The organism is Streptomyces sp. a15 (assembly GCF_059026085.1).
This window is the reverse complement of sequence record NZ_JBWLKM010000013.1, coordinates 41,273-62,302: the sequence shown is the minus strand read 5'-3', so window position 1 is coordinate 62,302 and position 21,030 is coordinate 41,273. Positions and strand designations below refer to the sequence as shown.

General features: G+C 72.0%; 17 protein-coding genes. 8 read left to right on the top strand and 9 right to left on the bottom strand.

All coding sequences use genetic code 11. The annotated features are described in order from the left end of the window. Window positions 1-8: 8 nt before the first annotated feature. The 4 genes from AC5P09_RS16385 to AC5P09_RS16370 form a co-directional block, all read right to left on the bottom strand. Window positions 9-1,646 (bottom strand): serine/threonine-protein kinase, encoded by a 1,638-nt coding sequence (locus AC5P09_RS16385; protein ID WP_493874611.1) that lies wholly within the window; start codon window positions 1,644-1,646, stop codon window positions 9-11. 156 nt (window positions 1,647-1,802) lie between these two features. Further along, on the bottom strand, window positions 1,803-3,497 hold the full coding sequence (locus AC5P09_RS16380) for an urease accessory protein UreH domain-containing protein (protein ID WP_493874610.1): 1,695 nt from the start codon (window positions 3,495-3,497) through the stop codon (window positions 1,803-1,805). Then, window positions 3,494-5,347: a tetratricopeptide repeat protein gene (locus tag AC5P09_RS16375; protein ID WP_493874694.1), complete on the bottom strand. Its 1,854-nt coding sequence runs from the start codon at window positions 5,345-5,347 to the stop codon at window positions 3,494-3,496. The genes AC5P09_RS16380 and AC5P09_RS16375 overlap by 4 nt, the downstream gene beginning before the upstream one ends. Window positions 5,348-5,665: 318 nt before the next feature. Further along, window positions 5,666-7,198 carry a DUF4331 domain-containing protein gene (locus tag AC5P09_RS16370; protein ID WP_493874609.1) on the bottom strand — a complete coding sequence of 511 codons (1,533 nt, stop codon included), beginning with the start codon at window positions 7,196-7,198 and terminating at the stop codon, window positions 5,666-5,668. Between the two features lie 208 nt (window positions 7,199-7,406). Between AC5P09_RS16370 and AC5P09_RS16365 the strand changes: the two genes are divergently transcribed. From AC5P09_RS16365 to AC5P09_RS16350, 4 genes are all read left to right on the top strand, one after another. After that, window positions 7,407-7,949, top strand: a complete 543-nt coding sequence (locus AC5P09_RS16365; RefSeq protein ID WP_493874608.1) for a sigma-70 family RNA polymerase sigma factor — start codon at window positions 7,407-7,409, stop codon at window positions 7,947-7,949. Beyond that, window positions 7,946-8,746, top strand: a complete 801-nt coding sequence (locus AC5P09_RS16360; RefSeq protein WP_493874607.1) for an anti-sigma factor — start codon at window positions 7,946-7,948, stop codon at window positions 8,744-8,746. The genes AC5P09_RS16365 and AC5P09_RS16360 overlap by 4 nt, the downstream gene beginning before the upstream one ends. A gap of 126 nt (window positions 8,747-8,872) precedes the next feature. Continuing rightward, complete coding sequence (locus tag AC5P09_RS16355) at window positions 8,873-9,139, top strand: hypothetical protein (RefSeq protein ID WP_307673706.1); 267 nt, start codon at window positions 8,873-8,875, stop codon at window positions 9,137-9,139. 280 nt (window positions 9,140-9,419) lie between these two features. After that, the gene (locus tag AC5P09_RS16350; RefSeq protein WP_493874606.1) at window positions 9,420-11,147 is read left to right on the top strand and encodes an amidohydrolase; all 1,728 of its coding nucleotides are present in this window, start codon (window positions 9,420-9,422) and stop codon (window positions 11,145-11,147) included. 133 nt (window positions 11,148-11,280) lie between these two features. On the opposite strand, the gene AC5P09_RS16345 is transcribed toward AC5P09_RS16350, so the two are convergent. Both AC5P09_RS16345 and AC5P09_RS16340 read right to left on the bottom strand, forming a co-directional pair. Next, window positions 11,281-12,063, bottom strand: a complete 783-nt coding sequence (locus AC5P09_RS16345) for an ABC transporter permease (RefSeq protein WP_493874605.1) — start codon at window positions 12,061-12,063, stop codon at window positions 11,281-11,283. Continuing rightward, entirely contained in the window at window positions 12,060-13,007 is a 948-nt protein-coding gene (locus tag AC5P09_RS16340) for an ATP-binding cassette domain-containing protein (RefSeq protein WP_493874604.1), read from the bottom strand. Before AC5P09_RS16340 ends, AC5P09_RS16345 begins: the two co-directional genes overlap by 4 nt. A 63-nt stretch (window positions 13,008-13,070) precedes the next feature. Here AC5P09_RS16340 and AC5P09_RS16335 point away from each other — a divergent pair, with 63 nt between their 5' ends. After that, complete coding sequence (locus AC5P09_RS16335; RefSeq protein WP_493874603.1) at window positions 13,071-13,784, top strand: TetR/AcrR family transcriptional regulator C-terminal domain-containing protein; 714 nt, start codon at window positions 13,071-13,073, stop codon at window positions 13,782-13,784. A gap of 7 nt (window positions 13,785-13,791) precedes the next feature. On the opposite strand, the gene AC5P09_RS16330 is transcribed toward AC5P09_RS16335, so the two are convergent. The 3 genes from AC5P09_RS16330 to hmgA are packed head-to-tail and all read right to left on the bottom strand — an operon-like array spanning window position 13,792 to window position 17,087. After that, window positions 13,792-14,949 (bottom strand): type ISP restriction/modification enzyme, encoded by a 1,158-nt coding sequence (locus AC5P09_RS16330; RefSeq protein ID WP_493874602.1) that lies wholly within the window; start codon window positions 14,947-14,949, stop codon window positions 13,792-13,794. A 26-nt stretch (window positions 14,950-14,975) separates the two neighbouring features. Beyond that, window positions 14,976-15,725, bottom strand: coding sequence for a GntR family transcriptional regulator (locus tag AC5P09_RS16325; protein WP_493874601.1), 750 nt, complete (start codon window positions 15,723-15,725; stop codon window positions 14,976-14,978). A gap of 27 nt (window positions 15,726-15,752) precedes the next feature. Continuing rightward, entirely contained in the window at window positions 15,753-17,087 is a 1,335-nt protein-coding gene (gene hmgA, locus AC5P09_RS16320) for a homogentisate 1,2-dioxygenase (protein ID WP_493874600.1), read from the bottom strand. Window positions 17,088-17,245: 158 nt separating this feature from the next. Here hmgA and AC5P09_RS16315 point away from each other — a divergent pair, with 158 nt between their 5' ends. From AC5P09_RS16315 to AC5P09_RS16305, 3 genes are all read left to right on the top strand, one after another. Next, a complete protein-coding gene (locus AC5P09_RS16315) occupies window positions 17,246-17,881 on the top strand; it encodes a hypothetical protein (RefSeq protein ID WP_493874599.1) in 636 nt (211 codons plus the stop codon). Then, entirely contained in the window at window positions 17,878-18,495 is a 618-nt protein-coding gene (locus AC5P09_RS16310) for a TetR/AcrR family transcriptional regulator (RefSeq protein ID WP_266442293.1), read from the top strand. The genes AC5P09_RS16315 and AC5P09_RS16310 overlap by 4 nt, the downstream gene beginning before the upstream one ends. A 149-nt stretch (window positions 18,496-18,644) precedes the next feature. Then, window positions 18,645-20,897: a molybdopterin oxidoreductase family protein gene (locus AC5P09_RS16305; protein WP_493874598.1), complete on the top strand. Its 2,253-nt coding sequence runs from the start codon at window positions 18,645-18,647 to the stop codon at window positions 20,895-20,897. Window positions 20,898-21,030 lie beyond the last annotated feature (133 nt).

The window sequence follows — 21,030 nt, the reverse complement described above, 5'->3', positions numbered from 1 at the left end:
CCTGACCGTCAGGAGGAAGGCGAAGCGGAAGCGGAAGCGGAGGCCCCGTCCGGCGGGGTCTCCGTCACGCAGGTCACCGAGAACGGCACCGAGTTGGACGTCGTCTCCACCGGGGAGCGGACCTCGACACTGATCTCGTTCTCCAGGCTCCCGTTCTCGTCGTTCGTCGTCACGAACGCCGTGTCCTGCTTGGTCAGGCCGCCGCCCTCCGGGAACGACAGGGTCTTCCACCCCTGGTCCATGATCTCGCCGTCCTTGGACACCCAGCGGTAGGTCACCTCCGACGGCAGGCTGCCCACCGTGAGCGTCGCCGTGAAGGCGGGCGCCTCGCCCTGCGGGGGCGGGCAGGTGCCGGTGTACTCCGTGTGCGCGCCGGCCAGCGTGACCTTCACCGACGCGGGCGGAGCGGAGGTCGTGGCGCTGCTGCTGGGGCTCGGGCTGGGGGAGCGGCTCGGCTCCGCCGTGTCACTGCGGTCGGGGTCGCTCACCGAGGGCGAACTCAGGCCCGTCGTCTCGCTCTTGGGGCCTCCGGCCTCCTTGCCGTCGTCATCGCGGTTCAGCAGCGCGTACGTCAGTCCGGCGATCGCCAGCGCGAGGGCGAGAATCCCGGCGATCAGGACGACGGCGGCTCGGCGGTTGCGACGGGGCTCCTCGGCCGTCGTCGTGGCCGTACCCGCGGACTGGCTCCACGGAGGGGGCGGCGGGACGGGCGCCGTCGGTGACGACTGGGCGTGCGTCGGCCGGGACTGGGGCGGCTGCAGGTGGGCGGCGATCGTCGGTGGGTAGGGCGAGGCCTGGACGGCGTCCGAGCGGACGGTGCCTCCCGCGCCGATCACCCGCAGATCCTGCTCGGCCCGGTCGGCGGGCAGCCGCTCGGCCGGGTCCTTGCGCAACAGTCCCTCGATCACGGGAGCGAGCGGACCGGCCCGGTGCGCCGGCGGCAGCTCCTCGTCGACGATCGCGCGCAGGGTGCTGAGCGGGGTGTTCTGCCGAAAGGGGGAGTTGCCCTCGACCGCCGCGTACAGCAGCACGCCGAGCGACCACAGGTCAGACTCCGGGCCGGGCGTGCGGCCCAGCGCCCGCTCCGGCGCCAGGAACTCCGGCGAGCCGATGACCTCACCGGTCATCGTCAGCGCGGAGCTGCCCTCGACCATCGCGATGCCGAAGTCGGTCAGTACCACACGTCCGTCGTTCGACAGCAGGACGTTGGCCGGCTTCACGTCCCGGTGCAGCACCCCCGCCTCGTGCGCGGCCCGCAGCGCGGCCAGCACCTCCGCGCCGATGTGCGCGGCGCGCTGCGGGGTGAGCGGGCCCTCGGCCTCCAGGAGCTCGGCCAGCGAGATGCCCCGGACCAGCTCCATGACGATCCAGGGGCGGTGGTCCTGGGTGGCCACGTCGTACACCGTCACCACGTTGCGGTTGGAGATCCGGGCCGCCGCCCATGCCTCCCGCTCCAGTCGCGCGTACATCCGCTCGATGTCCGCGCCGGGCAGTCCGGAGGGCGCGCGCACCTCCTTGACGGCGACCTCGCGGTTGAGCAACTCGTCGCGGGCGCGCCACACCGTTCCCATGCCGCCCTCGCCGAGCGGGGACAGCAGACGGTAGCGGCCCGCGATCAGACGTTCACTGCCCGGTTCTTCGGACATTGGGCCCCCATTCGCAGCCGACTCGTATACTTCCCGTGTCGCGGCGGGACACGCCGGAGGGGTAACACCGCATCAGCGGTCGAGTGCCCGTGAACCTCAGCCCGCAGGGCTGGAATCCCGCGCCCTCAGGGTGGGGGAGGATGTCAAAAAAGTAGCTCAGCCGAGTACAGATGTCGCCCCCTTGAGTACCAGTCCGGCACCAAGGGCCACGACGACGAACGCAGAGCCCAGCGGTACGGTCCGGCGCATCAGCGCCGTGACCGGCCCGCCGGCCCAGCGGGGACGTTCGTCCAGTACCCGCGAGACCCTGGTACCCAGCTTGACGACGGCGAAGCCGGCCGCGGTGAGGGTGAGGGCGAGCCCGACGCCGTACGCGACGACGAGCAGCAGCCCGAACCAGGCCTGCCCGAGCGCCGCCGCGCCGACGAGTACGACGACGGCGGACGGACTGGGCACGAGGCCGCCGGCGAAGCCGAGGAGGATCGTGCCGCGGAGGGTGGGGGCGGTGGCGTGGGTGTGGGTGAAGCCGCCGTGGGTGTGTTCGACGGTGTGGGGGTGGGCGTGGGGGTGGTCGCCTCCGTGGCTGTGACCGTGGTCGTGGCTGTGGTCGTGGTCGTGGTGGGGGTGGGCGTGCGGGTGACGGTCTTCGTGGGTGTGGCCCGTGGGAGTGGCGTGGCTGTGGGCGCCGACCAAGACCGGCGTGCGCTCGTGGGCGTGCGGGTGCGGGTGCGGGTGCGGGTGCGGGTGTCCGTGGTCATGGTCGTGTCCGTGTGTCGGTCGGCGGTTTCGCCAGGCCCGTCGTACGAGGGTCGCGCCCGCCACCGTCACCAGGGCGCCGCTTGCGATGCCCAGCCAGGCGACCACCGAGGGTGCCGCCGCCGAGCCGGCCGTGACCAGGAGGCCGAGGGCGACCACGCCGAGGGTGTGGGTGACCGTCACGGAGGCGGCGAGGGGCAGGACGTCCTTCATCCGGGCCCGCCCTCCCCGTGCCGCGGCCACCGCAGCCATCAGGGTCTTGCCATGGCCCGGTGCGAGGGCGTGCATCGCGCCGAGGGCGACGGCGATGAGCAGGGCGAGCGCGGCGAAGCCGACGGTGAGGTCGTTGCGGGCGACCAGGGAGTCCAGGGCCCGGGTCCAGCGGTCGGCGCCGCGGGGCAGGACGGAGGCGGCGGGGGCGTCCGTCTGCTCCTCGACGAGGGCCGGGCCGCCGGGCCGTACGCGCAGGGCGGCCGTGCTGGTGTCGGCGGGGGAGGAGAGCAACTCCTCGGGATACGCGGTCAGTTCGCGGGACGGCGACGTCGTCGGTACGTCCGACTCGGTGAGCGTCGTGCGGTCGCCGCGCGCGGTGATCTCCCGCCAGCCGGGGCCGGAGTCCGCGGCCGCGCTGCGGAAGCCGAGGGTGACCGCGTCGCCCTCGGGGAGCGGGGCCGTGAGGCGGCACTCCACGCGGAGGGTGTCGAGGCCGGCCTGGCCGGGGCGCAGGCGTGCCGCGCTGCTCTCCGGGGTGAGGGCGACCGTACGGCCGTCGACGGTGACCCTGCTGCCCTCAGCGGCCTGCGCGCACCGCTGCCGGGCCCACTCGGTCATGCCCAGCCGCTCGATCTCCGGACCGGCCTGCGTCGCCGGGATCTCGGCGAGGTCCTCGACGTGGTCGACGCGCAGTTCGCCGGGGGCGGTGACGAGGCCGTCGTAGTGGTTGACGGTGAAGTTGCCGAGGGGATGGGCGCCGGCCGTCCCCGAGGGCACGAGCACGAGCGCGCAGGCCGCCGTGAGGACTGCCGCGGCGGAGGCGAGGACGCGGCGACGGGGCCGGGACTGAGGGTGGGGCTGGAGCTGGGGCCGGGACTTCACTTGGCCGCCTCCAGTGTCTTACGGGCCTCATGGGCGCCCAGGGGCGAGAAGCCGGGGTTGAGGTCCAGGGCCGCCTTCAGGTGGGTGCGGGCCTCCTTCTCGTCGCCCGCGGCGTGTTCGATCACGCCGCGGTGGTAGAGGAAGGCGGCGTTGCGGTAGCCGGTGGCCGTGGCCCGGCGGGCGTACGGCAGGGCCTCCTCGTCGCGGCCGTTGACGTGCAGGGCCCAGGCGAGGGCGTCCGCGGTGTGCACGGTGTGGCGGCGGGCCCATTCGGCGCGGGCCGCGCGCAGGGCCTCGGCCCTGTCGCCGTGGTCGGCGGCGGCGAGCGCGGTGTCGAGGTCGGCGTTGACGCCGCCCGCCCGGGCGAGTGCCGTCCAGGCGTCCACGAGGGCGTACTGGTCGCCGGCCTTCGCCCGGTCGCCCTCGGCGCCGCGGGCCTCGTACAGCTCGCCGAGTGCGACGAGCGGGCCGGGCAGCGGGTAGCGGGCGACGACGGCCTCCATGCCCTTGATCGCGGCCGCCCGGTCGCCATTCGCGGCCTGGGTGCGGGCGCGGCCCTCCAGGGCGGGCAGATAGGTGTCGTCGGCGGCGAGGGCGCGCGCGTAGTGGTCCAGGGCCGTCTCGTACTCGCCCTGGTTCCAGGCGAGTTGGCCGAGGGCGGTGGCCACGTAGGCCACGTCTCCGGGGGCCGTGGCGGACGCGAGCGCCTGCTCCAGCACCCGGCGCGCGGTGCTCACGTCGCCGCGCAGCTCGTGCACGTACGCGTACCGCGTGAAGACGGGAATGCCCGGCCGGCGCTCGTCCGCGAGCTCGGAGGCCTTCAACGCGTCGTCGTAGCGGCCGAGTTCGACGAGCGCGTCGACACAGGAGGACAGGGCGCGCTCGCTGTACGGGTTCTGCTCCAGTGCCTGGTCGGCGTAGGCGAGCGCGTCCTCGAAGTCGTGCCGCGCCGCGGCGAGGGCGGCGTAGCCGGCGAGAGCCTGGACGTTGTCCGGCTCCAGGCCGAGGGAGCGCTTCAGCGCCCGCTCCGCCTGCGGATAGCGCGACGGGTCGCCCTTGGTCCGGGCCTGCTCGACATAGGCGAGACCGAGCGTGGCCCAGCCGCCGAAGTCCCTTGGCTGGGCGCGCAGATGAGCCTGCAGGGCGGTGATGCTCGCGTCGAGGTCACCGCCGGTGAGCAGTTCGGGCGACACGGCGGCGGGTGCGGAAACGACCTCCGCCGTGCCGCCGTCCCGCACGGCACCGACCGCGATGGAACCGGCGGTGAACGCGATGGCCAACAGCGCCGCACAACCGGCGAGTTGAGCAGCCCGCCAACGCCGCCCGGCAGCCCCCACCCGCCGCACGGCGGCAACGCGCTGATCGGTCACGGCGATTCCGGAGCCCCGGGCGGGATGGGTTGCCTCCGGCGTGGCTTGGGTATCGGGCCGAGGGTCCGCTGGTGCGGTGTCGGGCTCCGGCGGGGTTGTGCTCTGGGGTGGGGGTGCTTTGGAGTCGGTCCCTGGCTTGGGTTGAGTTGTTTCCGGGGCGGCTTGGGTATCGGGCCGAGGGTCCGCTGGTGCGGTGTCGGGCTCCGGCGGGGTTGTGCTCTGGGGTGGGGGTGCTTTGGAGTCGGTCCCTGGCTTGGGTTGAGCCGTCTCCGGGGTAGCTCGGGTGCCGGGCCGAGGATCCGCTGACGCGGCCCCCGCCCCCGTCCGGGACGCGCTCCGCGGCCGGGCTGATTTCGAGTCGGCCCCCGGCTTGTGCCGAGCCGTCTCCTCCCGGGTGCCCTTGGCCTCCGGCGTGACCGGCTCCGGATCGACGGCGGTTGGTGCAGCCGGAGAATCCGGGCCGGCGTCCGTTCCCGGCACGGTGGCTGTGCTCGCCTCGTCCACGGGCACCGGCACAGCAGCCGCAGCCGCACCCGCGCCGCCTTCGTGTCCGGGCCCCGCGGCCACGGCCATACCCGCACCGCCCTCGTGTCCCGGCCCCGCGTCCATGCCCGGGCCACGCCCGCGCTCCGGCGGCGCCGTCGGCTCTGCGCCCTGGTCGTTCTCCGGTGCGCTGTCGTTCGTACGCCGGGCCATGCCCTCTCCTCGGTCGGCTCGCTGTGCAGGGAAGCTGCGGCGCGGCCCGCGCCGTGGGGGAATGGGAAGGTGCGGGCCGCGCCAGTCGGTGGGGAGTACGGATCAGTACGCCCGGCCCCTCATCCGGCGCCACCACATGAGGCCGGTGCCGATCAGGAGGATTCCGGCCGCGCCGGCGCCCGCGGAGGCGGCGATCAGTGTGGTGTCGTCGGTCCCGCCCGCACCGGCCGGCTGCAGCGCGTCGCCGATCTGGCTGCGGACGTCGTTGCCGTCGGTGGTGCCCTTGGCGAGCGGGCCGCGGGAACCCTCGGTGGGCAGAGCGACGTACGGGAAGGCCTTCTCGAAGTCCTTGTCGTTCTTGTCGACGGCGTCGCCCAGGTCGTTCTTGGCACCCAGCAGTTCACCCTCGACGACCTGGAGCGAGGCGTCGATCACGTCGTCGGTGAGGCGGCGTCCGTTCGGGAAGCCCGCGTTGTCGCCGTCGAGGACACCGAGCCGCTTGGGGTCGGCGACCGGCTGGATCGAGGTGTTCAGGCGCAGTTCCTCCGCCGCGCGCACGTGCGGAGGCTGGTTGAGGCCCTTCACGCCCTTCAGGAAGACGTCGACGAGGTCGTTGCGCGGCTCGTCGGGCGCGTCGATCTTGTAGATCGCCTCGATGAGCTTCGGCAGCTCCGGGTTGGTCACGTTCTCGAGGAACTGGGCGTCGTCCCAGGGCGCGGACGCGTTGAACTTGTCCTTGTCCTTGATCGGGTTGACGACCTCGTTGACCAGCGGCATGCCGAGGCGCGAGACCTGGGAGTAGTAGCCCTGCGCGTTCTTGCGCTGGGTCGTCGACCAGATACCGACGATCGGCTGCTCGGCCGACTCGGTGATCATGTGGGTCGGGACCTGGAGGGCGATGGAGTTGACGTTGTAGCCCTTGAGGGTGTCGTTGCCGACCTCGGTGAGGTTCCCGCCGTACAGCAGGTCGAAGACCCGCAGGTCCAGGAAGAACGGGTCGTCGGCCTGGCCGGCGAACGTCGTCGAGCCGCCGGGCAGCTCGTGCACCGCCTGGTCGCGCAGCTTGGCGTAGTCCGGCATGGACGCCTTGCCCACGTTCGACGGCGCCACCGGCACGTCGTCGGCGACCTTCGTCTTCGACACCAGCTTCTGGTGCTTCAGCTTCAGCAGCTCGATGTCGTACGTCTGTGTGACGTTCAGGTCCGGGTCGTCCAGGCTCTCGACCGGCCCGGTGTTGTACAGGAACGTCTTCTCGTTCTTGACGTGCGTCTTGAAGGTGAAGCGGTACAGCAGTTCGCCCTGCGCGTCACCGTTGTTGTCGATGTGGAGGTCGTACTGCGCGTCCTCGGCGAACGGGAAGAAGTTCGGACCGCCGGCCGGCTCCTCGAAGGGGATCCAGTTCGCCACGATCGTCGTCGTGTCGGGCTTGTCCGGGCTGACGAACGCGTACACGTCCGTGTTGTCGTACTGGGGCTGCCCCGATATCAGCGGGGCCTCCCGGTGGCTGGAGGCGGCGGCCGCCCCCGGTTCCAGCGCGGTCACGCCGGCGGCTGCGAGCCCCCCGGCGGCCAGCGCACCACATACGAGGGTCGCGAGGTGCTTGCGTCCCGAACCGCTCCTGGAGATAGGTGTCATGCCGTCCGTCCTCAGTCCAACTTGCCTGACGCCGGGGGATTCGGAGCGGGAGGCGGGCCGGATTGGTCGAATCTGAAAAGTCTTTTTCTCCCTGCCGGGCCCGCGTTTTCGGCCCGCTGATCCGTAACCCCATCCGGAGGTGGGTTCGTTGCGAATACCTCGTGGGACGGGGCGGGCCGGGTGCGGTGTGCGGAGAGGGGGAGCCGGGGTGGAGGCGGACGAGCTGCTGATGCTCGTGGCGGGTGGTGACCAGAAGGCGTTCGAGGAGCTGTACGGACTGGTGTCCGGGCCCGTGTTCGGGCTGGTGAGACGGGTCGTACGGGATCCGGCGCAGTCGGAGGAGGTGTCGCAGGAAGTGTTGCTCGAACTCTGGCGGTCGGCGGGGCGGTTCGACCCGGGGCGGGGCAGCGCCCTGTCCTGGATCCTCACCCTGGCCCACCGCCGGGCCGTCGACCGGGTGCGCAGCGCCCGCGCGGCCGGCGAACGCGAGCAGCGCGAGGCGAGGCGGTCCCACAACCCCGCCTTCGACCAGGTCACCGAGGAGGTGGAGGCCGGCCTGGAACGCGAGTGGGTGCGCCGCTGCCTGGACCGCCTCACGACTCTGCAGCGCCAGTCGGTCACCCTCGCTTATTACGAGGGGTACACCTACCGTGAAGTGGCCGAGCGACTCTCCTTGCCGCTCGGCACGGTGAAGACGAGGATGCGTGACGGACTGACCCGCCTGCGCGAGTGCCTGGGAGGTGTGGCGTGAGCCTGTTCCGCCGCGAGAACCTCCACTCCCTGGCCGCGCCCTACGCCCTGGACGCCCTCGAACCCGACGAGCGCCGCCGCTTCGAGAAGCACCTGAAGAAGTGCGACAGCTGTCCCGCCGAGGTGCGCGCGCTGGCCGAGGACGCCGTCCGGCTCGCCTGGTCGGCGGCAGCCCCGGCGCCGGTCGCGATGCGCGAACGGGTGCTGGCCGCGGTACGCACCACTCCGCAGGAGAACGCCCCGCGGGAGGCGGCACGCGCGCGTACGCCCCAGTTGCCGCCGCACGTGTGGGGCGTGCAGCCGCCGCCCCGTGAGCGGCGGCGGATCCCCCTGTTCGTGCCCTTCGCGACGGCGACCGCCGCCGCGGCCCTCGTGGTCGCGTCCCTGTTCGCCGTCCAGGCCGGGCAGACGGAGGATCAACTGAACGCCGAGCGGGCCCAGGCGCGTGAGATCGCCCACGTTCTCGCGGCTCCCGACGCGCGTGCGACGAGGGGCCAGGACACCGAGGGCCGCAGTATCGGAGTGATCGCCTCCGCATCGGAGGGGAGCGCGGTCGTCACCCTGAGCGGATACGACGACCTGCCGAGCGACCGTGTGCGCCAACTGTGGCTCATGCGCCCCGACGCGCAACCGCGCTCCCTGGGGCTCTTCGACGACGACACGCCCTTGGTGGCGTCCGGTCTCGACACCTCCGCCACCTCACTGGCTGTGACCGTCGAGCCCGACGGGGGATCACCGCAGCCCACTACCCAGCCGGTTGTCCAACTCGCCCTGAAATCGGTTGGATTCGGAGAGTGATCAAAGAGGAGTCGTCAACCTCCTTACAGGGAAGGTGAATCCTGTGACCGCGATACACGAGTGCCCCAAGGGGGCGATAGGGTTACCCTGCCCGGGCCGGGTGGACTCGTACGGGTGGGGAGTGACATGGAACAGATAACAGTGCGCAGCAGGGCGAGGGTCCCTGCGATCACCTGCGGGAGCAGCGCGACCAGTTCGCGTCTCGACCGCCATCTCTCGGTGCTGGGCGGTCCTGCCGTCCCCCAGCGGGAGACGGTCGAGGCGACCTCGTTGATGCGTGAGCTGACCGCACGTGACACGCGCGAGCGCAGCCCCAGGGGTGCGCGAGTGAGGCGGCTGTCGCTCTTCGCGCCGCTGCGCCGACTGAGCCGTTCGCTGTTCGGCGGGCGCTGAGCCCTCGCGTTCGGAGTTCCTGACCCGCGCTCAGGCGGCCACACCGTCCCGGCGTAGTGCTGCGATCCCGTCGTCCGTCATCCCCACGGCATGCAGCGGCGTCCAGGTGTGTCCGCCGAGCGCGGGTACGTCCCCTCACCCTCTCGCTTCCCGGTGCCCCCGCGCGTAACACCTTTGTCATGCACGCATGTTGACCCGGCAACGTTGCCGGTCCAGGGTTGTTGATCGTTTACACGTTTCACGTGGCTGATGCACCGATCCTCAACCGCCGGAGGCGCGCGTGTGTGACCTGCACGATCAGCATGAACACGAGACGACGTCCGCGAACGGCCAGATACTGAGCCGCCGCCGCATCATGCAGCTGCTGGGCGCGGCCGGTGTCACGACCGCCGTGATGGCCGCCGAGACCGACCCCGCGATGGCGGCCTCCGCCGACGACACCCCGCCCGCCTACGAGGCACCCACCGGCCTCGCCCAGGACAGCCCCGCCAAGACGACCGCCCTGGACTGGATCAAGGGCAACTCGGGCCGGATCACCGCTCTCAACTCCGAGATCTGGGAGAACGCCGAGCTCAGCCTGCGCGAGTGGAACTCCTCCCTCGCCGCAGCGGGCTTCCTCGAGAAGGCCGGATTCGACGTCGAGTTCGGCACCGCCGGCTTCCCGACCGCGTTCACCGCGACCTTCTCGTACGGCAGCGGCGGCCCCGTCCTCGGCTTCAGCGGCGAGTACGACGCCCTGCCCGGCCTCTCGCAGCACAAGGGCGTCGGCCACCACGACCCGCGCGAGTACGTCCACGACCCCTTCGCCCCCAGCTACGGCCCCGGCCACGGCTGCGGCCACAGCGCCCTCGGCACGGCGGCGGCAGCGGCCGCGGCGGCCGTCGCGCAGGCCGCCCGCAAGCACAGACTTCCGGTCACCGTGAAGTTCTTCGGCTCCACCGCCGAGGAGACCCTGATCGGCAAGACGTACGCGGTCAGCAAGGGCGTGTACGAGGGCCTCGACGCGTTCCTCGACTGGCACCCGTCGACCTCCAACGCCACCGGCTGGGGCTCCTCGACCGCGATGACGGCCGTGACCTTCACCTTCCTCGGCGTCGCCGGTCACGGCGGCACCCCGCTCGGCAACAAGAGCGCGCTGGACGCGGCCGTGATGATGGCGACCATGTCGGAGTTCCTGCGCGAGGAGAACCTGGCGCCGTCCGGCCGCCTGCACTGGGTGATCAACAACGGCGGGGACATCCCCAACGTCACCCCGGAGATCGCCGAGATCTCCTACTACGTACGGGAGGGCAGCCCCGCCCGCGTCCAGGTCCTCCTCGACAAGGTGATCGCCGTCTCGGAGGCCGCCGCCAAGGCCTCGCAGACGAAGGTGCGGCACCGCATCACCTCCGCCTGCTGGAACCAGCTGCCCTCCAAGGCCTTCGCGGAGCTGATGCACGACAACATGCGGCAGATAGGCCCGCCCGAATACTCCGACGAGGCCCACCAGCTGGCCAAGGAGCTGCAGGAGTCCCTCGGGCTGCCGCAGAAGGGCATGCACGCCGAGGTCGCCGCGCTCACCGCCCCCAACCCGGTGTTCATGGGCGGCGGTTCCACGGACGTGGCCGACATCAGCTGGAACGTGCCGACCGTCTCGATGGGCGCCGCGCTCGCCCCGATCGGCACCAAGATGCACACCTGGTCCACCGCCTCCTGCGCGGCGGCCGCCCCCGGCCAGGCGGCCCTGCTCGCCGCCGCGCGCTATCTCGCGGCCACGGCCGTCGACCTGATCACCCAGCCCGAACGGCTGAAGGCGATCAAGGCCGAGTTCACGAAGCGGACGAAGGACGTCGAATGGAAGACGTCCCTCCCCGACGGCTACGAGCCGCCGATGTACGAGCCGCCCCAGTGGTTCCTGAAGAAGACCGGCCAGAGCTGGCCGCCGGACAACATCACCTGGCCGCCGAAGCGGGTCGTCTCCCAGGAGAAGTTCTCCTCGCTCGGGCCCGAGCTGGCCCCGCAGACCTAGGGCCTGTCCGGCGGATCAGGTCGCAGGAAAACGGCGGTGCCTGATCGGCGCCCGCCGCGGAGCGGCTGATGTCGCTGCTGCCCCCGCGTCGGCGGCACGATCCGCCGGACGGCCCTGGTGCCGCGCCAGGCGGTCAGCGCTCGCCGTGCGCGTACCGTCGCACGGCGAGCGGCACGAACACCGCGAGGAGGACCGCGCACCAGGCCAGTGACCCGGCGACGGGATGGGCCACCGGCCAGGCCGCCCCCTCCGGCACGGGCGCGTTGCCGAAGAGGTCCCGCAGGGCCGTCGTCACCGCGCTGATGGGGTTCCACTCGGCGACCGTCCGGAGCCAGCCCGGCAGTCCGTCGGCCGGGATGTACGCGTTGGACAGCAGCGGCAGCAGGAAGGTCGCGCCGCCGAGCTGGCCCGCGGCCTCCTCGTTGCGGGTGAGCAGGCCCAGGAAGATCCCGATCCAGGTGGTGGAGAACCGGAACAGCAGCAACAGACCGAAGGCGCCCACCGCCTCCAGAGCGCTGCCCTCCACGCGCCAGCCCACCGCGAGGCCGACCAGCAGCAACGGCACCGTCCCGGCCGCCGTGACGAGCAGGTCCGCCACCGCCTGCCCCAGCGGCACGGCCGCCCGGCTCATCGGCAGGGTGCGGAAGCGGTCCATCACGCCCCGGTGGGTGTCCCCGGCCGCCTGGAACATCCCGGTCATGATCCCGTTCGCGGCGGTCGCCACCAGCAGGCCCGGCAACAGGAACGAGCGGTAGTCCTCGCCCGGCATCGCGAGCGCGCTGCCGAAGACGTAGCCGAAGAACAGCAGCATGCTGATCGGCATGGTCTGGGTCAGGATCAGCAGCCCCGGGTTGTTCCGCATCCGCCGCAGCTGACGGCCGAGCATCGCGCCGCTGTCGTAGGCCAGTGTGGTCATGCCGCACGCTCCTGGAGGTCGTCGGTGAGCCGGAGGAACACGTCGTCGAGGGTCGGCGGACGCAGGCTCGCATCCAGCAACGGCACACCCGCCGCGTCGAGTTCGCGCACCAGGCGGGGGATGGTGAGCGTCGAGTCCCGGCTGACCGCGCCGACGGCGTTGCGCTCGTGGTCGAACGACGGCTGTGCGCCGGTGAGTCGGTCCAGCACGGCCGCCGCCTTCGCCAGCACGTCCGCGTCCGCGACGACGACCTCGACCTGGGTCCCGATGAGCGACTTGAGCTGGGCCGGCGAACCCGTGTGCGCGACCCGCCCTCGGTCCACCAGGGCGATGTCGTGGGCGAGTTGGTCGGCCTCCTCCAGGTACTGGGTGGTCAGCAGCACGGTCGTGCCCTCCGCCGTGAGGTCGCGCACGGCGGCCCAGATCAGGTTCCGGCTGGCCGGGTCGAGCCCGGTGGTCGGCTCGTCCAGGAACAGCACTTCGGGACGGCGTATCAGACTCGCCGCCAGGTCCAGCCGGCGGCGCATCCCGCCCGAGTAGGTGGACGCGGGCCGGTCGGCGGCCTCGGCCAGCCCGAAGCGGTCCAGGAGCTCGCCGGCCCGCTCGGCCGGCCCCCGCACCCGGTGCAGCCGGGCGAACAGGCGCAGGTTCTCGCGCCCGGTCAGGTCGCCGTCGACCGACGCGTACTGCCCGGTGACGCCGATGCTGCGCCGTACGGCCGCCGCCTCCCGGACGAGGTCGTGGCCGGCGATCCGCGCCGAGCCCGCGTCCGGTCGCAGCAGCGTGGTGAGCAGGCGTACGGCCGTGGTCTTGCCCGCCCCGTTCGGGCCGAGGATGCCGCAGACCGTGCCGGTCGCCACCGCGAGATCCAGGCCGCGCAGGGCGTGCACGGCACCGAACCGCTTCTCCAGACCTTCACTAAGTACAGCGTACGTAGAAGTCATGGACCGACCATAGCGCACTACGTACGCTGTACGTAACTAGGATGGTGGCCGAGGTGATGATCGATGGCGGGCCGAGCGGCCGTACCCGAAGTGATCTGGGCCCGTCCCGAGCGGACGGGCCGGGGGCCGAAGCCGGCGTTCACGCGCGCGGACGTCGCGGCGGCGGCCGTGCGCATCGCGGACGCGCAGGGGCTGGACGGCGTCTCCATGCGGCACGTCGCGGCCGAACTGGGCTGCGGAACGATGTCGCTGTACAACTACGTCCCGCGCAAGGAGGACCTGTACGAGCTGATGCTCGACGCCATCGGCGCCGAGCACGAGATGGGCGAGCCCTCGGGCGACTGGCGCGCCGACATGCTCCGCAACGCGTACGAGACCCGCGCCATCATGCGCCGCCACCCGTGGGTGCCGCGCCTGATGGCGGGGGTCTACGGCTTCAGCCCCAACACCCTGCGCTACCTGGAGCACTGCCTGGCCTGCCTCGAACCGCTCGACCAGCCGTACAGCATCAAGATGGAGCTGGTCGCGCTGCTCAACGGCGTCGTGACGACGTACACCGCGAACGAGCTCGCCACCGCCGAGCGCACCCGCTCCATGCCCTGGTCCGAGGAGGAGGAGAACGCGGTCCGGATCGCCTACCTCGGCAGTCAGGTGGCCACCGGCGCCTATCCGCGGGTGGCGGCGGCCTTCATGGAGGCCTCCGGGCCGATCGATCTGGAGGAGGTGTTCGAAAGGGCGCTCCAGCGGGTCATGGACGCCTTCGAGCCCAGAACCTAGAGCAAGGCTAGAGCAAGGCGACTTGGCCTTCCGGGCCTTCCTCGTGGTGGTCCAGCACCGACGCGGGCCGGCGTGCCGCCTCCGGCACCGGCAGCACGCCGGCCTTGCGCAGCTCCTGCGTGGTGATCGGCGCGGTCACCGTCAGTTCCTCCTGCCGCGGCCTCAGCTCCGCCAGCAGCGCCAGCACCGTGATCAGCTCCAGCAGCTCCGACGTCCACACCTGCGGCCAGGTCGGCGGGCGGATCGCCTCCAGCGTGCCCGGCTCGGGGTCGGTGGTGCGGGCCGTGAACCACTGTTCCAGTACGCGTGTTCCGCCCACCTCGAAGTCCCAGGACTCCGGGGGCACCGGGGAGATACGGCCCTCGTCGAGGTGGAGGGCCTCCTCGTCGCGGTCGTAGTGCACGGAGAGGGGGCGGGAGGGCAGGGGCGCGCGGACGTACGGGCGGCGGCCGCCCGGCAGCTTCGGGCGGCTGCCGTCGCGGCGCATCAGCCACAGGACGCGGTGGCCGAGTTCGACGCCCTGTGCCCAGAGTTCGGGGTCCTCGGTGAGGGGGACGGTGAGGCCCGGGCGGACCGCCGTCACGGTCCAGGCCAGGAGGTCCGCCGGGGTGGGGGAGAGGCCGAGACGGGCGGCCAGGTGGTCCATCAGGCCCGGCGCGAGATTGGGTTCCGCGCCCCCGGGGCGGCGGTACAGGGGGCGGATCCGGCCGGGGCGGTGGAGCGGGATCAGGGAGGTGGCGAGGAGGAGCGGGCCGGGGGTCTCGGGGCTCTCCGTGACGAAGATCTGGTGCTCGTCCGCCACCCGCCACAGTTCGGGCCGGGCCGCGTCGATCAGCCGGTGGTCGGGGATCAGCCACTGTTCGTCGAAGGGCGCGTTCAGCACCCGTACGGGCTCCGGGCAGGGTCCCGAGGCGCGGATCAGCTTCTCCGTGCTGCCCGCCTGGCCCGGCAGCTGGCCGACCGCCGAGCGCAGGGTGCGTGAGCGGGTCGGCTCGAACAGGGCCTCCCGGTCCGGGCCCTCGGCCTTCAGCAGGGCGTCCCAGCGGGCCTTCAGGGATGCCGCGTCGGGGCCCGTCGGCCACCCCCGGCCGAGCCGCGGCGGTGCGACGGACCACGGCATGAGGTCCGCCAGCGGCGGGGCATCGTCGTGCGTCACGCTCGGCATCGTACGACCTGCCACGGACAGCCGGCTCAGGTGGCGTCCAACGTCACCGTGAAGGAGAAGCGGTCCCCCCGGTAGTGGATGACGGCCACGTCCAGGGGGCGCCCGTCCGTGTCGTAGGTGACGCCCGTGTAGTGCAGGATCGGGCTGAGCAGCGGGACTTGGAGGAGGCGGGAGGTCTCCGGGTCCGCCAGGCGGGCCTCCACGGTGTCCGTGATGCGGCTGATGTCCGCCCCGACGACATCCTTGAGCACCTTGGTCATCGGCCAGCGGACCAGGTCGTCCGGGTCGATCTGCGCGGCGAGTTCGGGACGGACGTAGTTGCGGGCGTGGTTGGTCGGCTCGCCGGTCTTCTCGTCGCCGCGCAGGCGGTGGTACGTCGCCACCTCGGCGAGATCCGGGAAGAACTCGGCGAGTTCGGGCGGCACGGGCGCCCTGCCGTGCTCCAGCAGCTGCGTCGCCATGCCTGACTGCTGGGCCACGATCGCGTCCACCGAGCCGAGCAGCCGCACCGGGGCGCCCCGGAGGGCGTCCGGTTCGATGAACGTGCCGCGCCTGCGGTGGCGCGTGATCAGGCCCTCGTTCTCCAGCTCCTTCAGCGCCTGCCGCATGGTCAGCACGCTCACCCCGTAGTGCCCCGCCAACTGCTCCTCGGTGGGCAGCCGCAGCGGATCCTGCGGCGAGCGGCCCAGTATCGAGGCGCGCAGCGACTGCGACACCTGGTACCAGAGCGGCAGCTTGCGGTTCAGGACGATCGAGTCCGGGGCGAAGGAGGTCACGGGGCCATCCGTACCGGTAGGGAATCTTCAGTGCAAGGGGCGGAAATGCCGCTCCAGGCCCTGCCACACGTCGTCGTAGCCCTGCTGCAGATGCTCCGCCCGGGCCGCGTCTGGTGTCAGGGTCACCGGCCAGCGGGTCTCGAACATGAACGCCAGCCCGTCGTCGACCTTCTGGGGTCGCAGCTCGGCGGCGCTCGCCCGGTCGAAGGTGTCCCGGTCCGGCCCGTGCGCCGACATCATGTTGTGCAGCGAGCCCCCGCCGGCCACGAAGCCCCCCGGACCGGAGGTCTTCGCGTCGTAGGCGCCCTCGATGAGCCCCATGTACTCGCTCATCACGTTCCGGTGGAAGTACGGCGGCCGGAAGGTGTCCTCGCCCACCAGCCAGCGCGGTGCGAAGACCACGAAGTCGACGCCGGCCAGGCCGGGAGTGTCCGACGGCGACGTCAGCACCGTGAAGATCGACGGGTCGGGATGGTCGTACGAGATGGTCCCGAGCACATTGAAACGGCGCAGGTCATAGACGTAGGGCACATGGTTGCCGTGCCAGGCGACGACATCGAGCGGCGAGTGGTCGTACGTGGCCGTCCAGAGGTTGCCGCAGAACTTGTTCACCACCTCCACCGGGCCCGCCGTGTTCTCGTCGCCCTCGTATGCGGCCACCGGCGCCCGGAAGTCCCGGGGGCTGGCGAGGCCGTTGGCGCCGATGGGGCCGAGGTCGGGGAGGCGGAACGGCGACCCGTAGTTCTCGCACACATAGCCGCGGGCCGACGCATCCAGCAGCTCCACACGGAAGCGGACGCCACGAGGGATCAGCGCCACATGTCCCGGCTCCACATGAAGCAGCCCGAACTCCGTGCGCAGCAGCAGCCCGCCGCGCTCCGGCACGATCAGCAGCTCGCCGTCCGCGTCGCTGAAGACGCGGTCCATCGAGGCGTCGGCGTGGTACAGGTGCACGGCCATGCCGGTGCGCTGGGTCGCGTCGCCATTGCCGCCGAGGGTCCGCAGCCCGGCGAGGAAGTCGGTGCCCGGGGTGGGCTCCGGCAGGGGGTCCCAGCGCAGCCGGTTCGGGTCCGGCACGCACTCCGTGAAGGGAGCCGTACGGATCCGGCCGTTCTCTGTGCGCGTGAACGCCGGGTGCGCGGCCGACGGGCGGATGCGGTACAGCCAGGAACGGCGGTTGTGCGACCGGGGCTCGGTGAACGCCGTACCGCTGAGCTGTTCCGCGTACAGCCCGAGAGGGGCGCGCTGGGGCGAGTTGCGGCCCTCGGGCAGTGCGCCCGGGATGGCCTGCGAGCTGTGCTCGTTGCCGAAGCCGGAGAGGTAGGTGAGGCCCTCGGCGGTCTTCCGCGCGTCCCCGTTCATGATCGCTCCTTTGCGGTCTGATTCCTATGTACCACCGTAGGATTGCGTTTTCCCCGGCGCAAGAGGACAGGGAGACCTCCTCACGGAGGAGCTCGGAGCGCGGGAACCAGACTCCAGGGGGATACGAGGTGTCGTACCGGTGTTCTACGCTCCCCGACATGGCGTGGACGCGGGCACTTCTTGCTGCGCTCGCGGTCTGTGTCCTGTTGCTGACAGGATCCGCGGGCTGTGGCACCAGCGGTGCGGACGAGCAGCAGAACCGGAGGAACGACCCCTCACCCTCACCGGTGGGCAAACTCCTCGACGAGACCGACAAGGAGGGGCATCGCTACCGTGAGGTGGAGGAAGAGGGCGCACCCGACGTCGGCATCGAGGTGCAGCCCGCCGCCGGCAACAGCTGGAACGTCCGCCTGACTCTCGAGGACTTCCGCTTCTCGCCCGCCGGTGCGAAAGAGGAGGCGGTGGCCGGCCGCGGCATCGTCCGCCTCTTCGTGGACGGTCATCCGGTCGCCCGGCTGCGCACCTCCGAGTACCGCCTCTCCGCCCGCTACGTCCCGCACGGCACCCACCACGTCACCGCCCGCCTGTACGCCGACGACGGCACGGTGTGGGCCGTCGACGGCGAGCCGGTCGAGAGCACCGCGGACATCACGGCGTCGCCGCAGTCGGAGTCGGCGGGGACCGGGAAGTCGCCGGAAGCGACCGGGACCGCGAACGGCGTGCTGAGCGCACCGGGCTCCGTGCTCCGTACTGAGGGGCGAGGTTTCCCGGACCGCGGCGGAAAGGCATCATGAAGCCCGTGCCCCCAGCGACATCGCTCCGCCGAGCGCCCGTGCAGCGGCGCAGCGCCGAACGGCTGACGAGGATCCTCGACGCCTGCGCCGACCTCCTTGACGAGGTCGGCTACGACGCGCTCAGCACCCGGGCCGTCGCCCTGCGCGCCGGCGTTCCGATCGGCTCGGTCTACCGCTTCTTCGGCAACAAGCGCGCGATGGCCGACGCCCTCGCCCAGCGCAACCTGGAGCGCTACACCGAGCGCGTCACCGAGCGCCTCCGGGGGACCGGCGAGGGCGGCTGGCGGGCGGCGGTGGACGCCGTACTCGACGAGTACCTCGCCATGAAGCGCACCGCCCCCGGCTTCACCCTCGTCGACTTCGGCAACCAGATCCCGGTCGGCTCCCGCTACGCCGAACCCAACCACCGCGTCGCCGACCGCCTCACCGACCTCCTCTCCGGCTACCTCGACCGCGCCCCGGACGAGGACCTGCGCCGCACCTTCCTGGTCGCCGTGGAAACCGCCGACACCCTCGTCCACCTCGCCTTCCGGGTGGCTCCGGAGGGCGACGAGAAGATCATCGAGGAGACCCGGGAGCTGCTGCGGGCGTATTTGGCGCGGGTACTGGACTAGGGCGTCCGCGCCCTGGCCGGCCGGACCGGCGCTGTAACGGTTCGTGAATTTCCGACCTCGTCCCCCGCTGACCCTCCCCTCCGTGCATACCGCTCGGTATGCTCGCTCTCGTCCGCGCGTCACCGAAGCCGCCGCTCCCGGGAGGACCCGTGTCCCGCACCGCCCTGCGAATCTGCCCCCTGTGCGAGGCCACCTGCGGGCTCACGCTCACCATCGAGGGCACCCGCGTCACCGGTGCCCGCGGTGACCGGGACGATGTGTTCAGCCAGGGGTTCATCTGTCCCAAGGGCGCCTCCTTCGGGGCCGTCGACGGCGACCCCGACCGGCTGCGCGGACCCCTCGTCCGCAAGGACGGCAAGCTGCGCGAGGCCACCTGGGAGGAGGCCTTCGACGCGGTCGCCGCCGGGATCCGGACCGTCGTCGAGCGGTACGGCGCGAACTCCGTCGGCGTCGTCCTCGGCAACCCCAACGTGCACACCATGGCCGGCGCGCTCTACCCGCCAGTGCTCCTCGCAGGGCTCGGCACCCGCAGCATCTTCACCGCGTCCACGGTCGACCAGATGCCCAAGCACGTCTCCAGCGGCCTGCTGTACGGCGACGCCAACGCGATCCCGGTACCCGACCTCGACCACACCGACCACCTGCTGCTCCTGGGCGCCAACCCCCTGGAATCCAACGGGAGTCTGTGCACCGCCCCCGACTTCCCCGGCAAGCTCAAGGCGCTCAAGGCCCGCGGCGGCACGCTCACGGTCGTCGACCCCCGCCGCACCCGTACCGCCAAGCTCGCCGACCGCCACATCGCCATCCGGCCCGGCACCGACGCCCTGCTGCTCGCGGCGATGGCACACGTCCTCTTCGAGGAGGGCCTCGTGGAGCTCGGAGACCTGGCCGCCCACGTGCAGGGGCTCGACGAACTCGCGGCGTCCGTACAGGACTTCACCCCCGAAGCCGTGGCCGACGCCTGCGACGTGGACGCGCTCACGATCCGCGCCCTCGCCCGCGAACTCGCCGCCGCCCCCACCGCCGCCGTATACGGCCGCATCGGCAGCTGCACCGTGCCCCACGGCACCCTCGCCAGCTGGCTCGTCGACGTCCTCAACATCCTCACCGGCAACCTCGACCGCCCCGGCGGCGCCCTCTTCCCCCAGGCGGCCACCGACAGGACGCCGCGCCCCGCCGGACCCGGCCACGGGTTCGCCCTCGGCCGCTGGCGCTCCCGGGTCAGCGGGCACCCGGAGGCGAAGGGGGAGCTGCCGCTCTCCGCGCTCGCCGAGGAGATCGACACGGCCACCGAGCAGGGCGAACCGGTCCGCGCGCTCATCGCGGTCGCCGCCAACCCGGTGCTGTCCGCCCCTGACGGGAACCGGCTCGACAAGGCCCTCGACTCCCTCGACTTCATGGTCAGCGTCGACCCGTACCTGAACGAGACCTCGCGCCACGCCCACGTAGTGCTGCCGCCGCCCCCGCCCTCCCAGAGCCCGCACCACGACTTCGCCTTCAACACCCTCGCCGTCCGCAACCAGGTCCGCTACACGCGCCCCGCCGTGCCCCTGGAGCCCGGCAGGATGGCCGAGACCGAGATCCTCGCCCGGCTGGTCCTGGCCGCGACCGGCATGCACGGCGCCGACCCGGCCGCCGTCGACGCGATGGTGATCGACCAGACCCTCGGCAAGGCGGTCAAGGAGCCGCACTCCCCGGTCCACGGCCGGGACCCCCGCGAGCTCGCCGCACAGCTCACCGGCGAGACCGGCCCCGAGCGGCGCCTCGACCTGATGCTGCGCCTCGGACCGTACGGCGACGGCTTCGGCGTACGCCCGGACGGGCTGAGCCTGGAGAAACTGCTCGCGCATCCGCACGGCATCGACCTCGGGCCGCTGAGCCGGCGCCTGCCGCAGCCGCTGAAGACCCGCAGCGGCAGGGTCGAGCTGCTCCCGCAGCCGATCGCGGGCGACCTGCCCCGCCTCCGGCAGGCCCTGCACGAGCGGCCCGCCGGACTCGTCCTCGTCGGCCGGCGTCATCTGCGCTCCAACAACAGCTGGATGCACAACGTGCCCGCCCTCACCGGCGGCACCAACCGCTGCACCCTGCACATCCACCCCGAGGACGCCGAACGCCTGGGCGTACGGGACGGGGCGCCCGTGCGGGTCAAGGGCGCCGGGGGAGAGGTGACCGCGCCCGCGGAGGTCACCGACGGCGTGCGCCGGGGGGTGGTGAGCCTGCCGCACGGTTGGGGTCACGACCGGCCCGGAACCCGGCTCAGCCATGCCTCCGCCGACCCCGGAGTCAACGTCAACCAGATCCTCGACGGCAGCCTGCTCGACCCGCTCTCGGGCAACGCCGTTCTCAACGGAGTGCCCGTCGAGGTGGCCGCCGTGACCGAAAAGTTCCCTGCTCTGACCTGAGCAAAGCTGTGACCAGGAGTTTTGCGCTTATTGCTCGCGTGTCAACGTCTTGTTAACGCCACTTGACGAGTCCTAACGTCGTCGCCACCGCCGGCCCTGGTGGGAGTTCAAGGGCGAACGTTAGGTATCCACT

Coding starts and splice junctions, on each gene's coding strand:
- AC5P09_RS16385 (WP_493874611.1), bottom strand. CDS start 1,646: ATGTCCGAAGAACCGGGCAGTGAACGTCTGATCGCGGGCCGCTACCGT.
- AC5P09_RS16340 (WP_493874604.1), bottom strand. CDS start 13,007: ATGACTTCTACGTACGCTGTACTTAGTGAAGGTCTGGAGAAGCGGTTC.
- AC5P09_RS16330 (WP_493874602.1), bottom strand. CDS start 14,949: ATGCCGAGCGTGACGCACGACGATGCCCCGCCGCTGGCGGACCTCATG.
- AC5P09_RS16315 (WP_493874599.1), top strand. CDS start 17,246: ATGGCGTGGACGCGGGCACTTCTTGCTGCGCTCGCGGTCTGTGTCCTG.
- AC5P09_RS16355 (WP_307673706.1), top strand. CDS start 8,873: ATGGAACAGATAACAGTGCGCAGCAGGGCGAGGGTCCCTGCGATCACC.
- AC5P09_RS16335 (WP_493874603.1), top strand. CDS start 13,071: ATGGCGGGCCGAGCGGCCGTACCCGAAGTGATCTGGGCCCGTCCCGAG.
- AC5P09_RS16345 (WP_493874605.1), bottom strand. CDS start 12,063: ATGACCACACTGGCCTACGACAGCGGCGCGATGCTCGGCCGTCAGCTG.
- hmgA (WP_493874600.1), bottom strand. CDS start 17,087: ATGAACGGGGACGCGCGGAAGACCGCCGAGGGCCTCACCTACCTCTCC.
- AC5P09_RS16310 (WP_266442293.1), top strand. CDS start 17,878: ATGAAGCCCGTGCCCCCAGCGACATCGCTCCGCCGAGCGCCCGTGCAG.
- AC5P09_RS16370 (WP_493874609.1), bottom strand. CDS start 7,198: ATGACACCTATCTCCAGGAGCGGTTCGGGACGCAAGCACCTCGCGACC.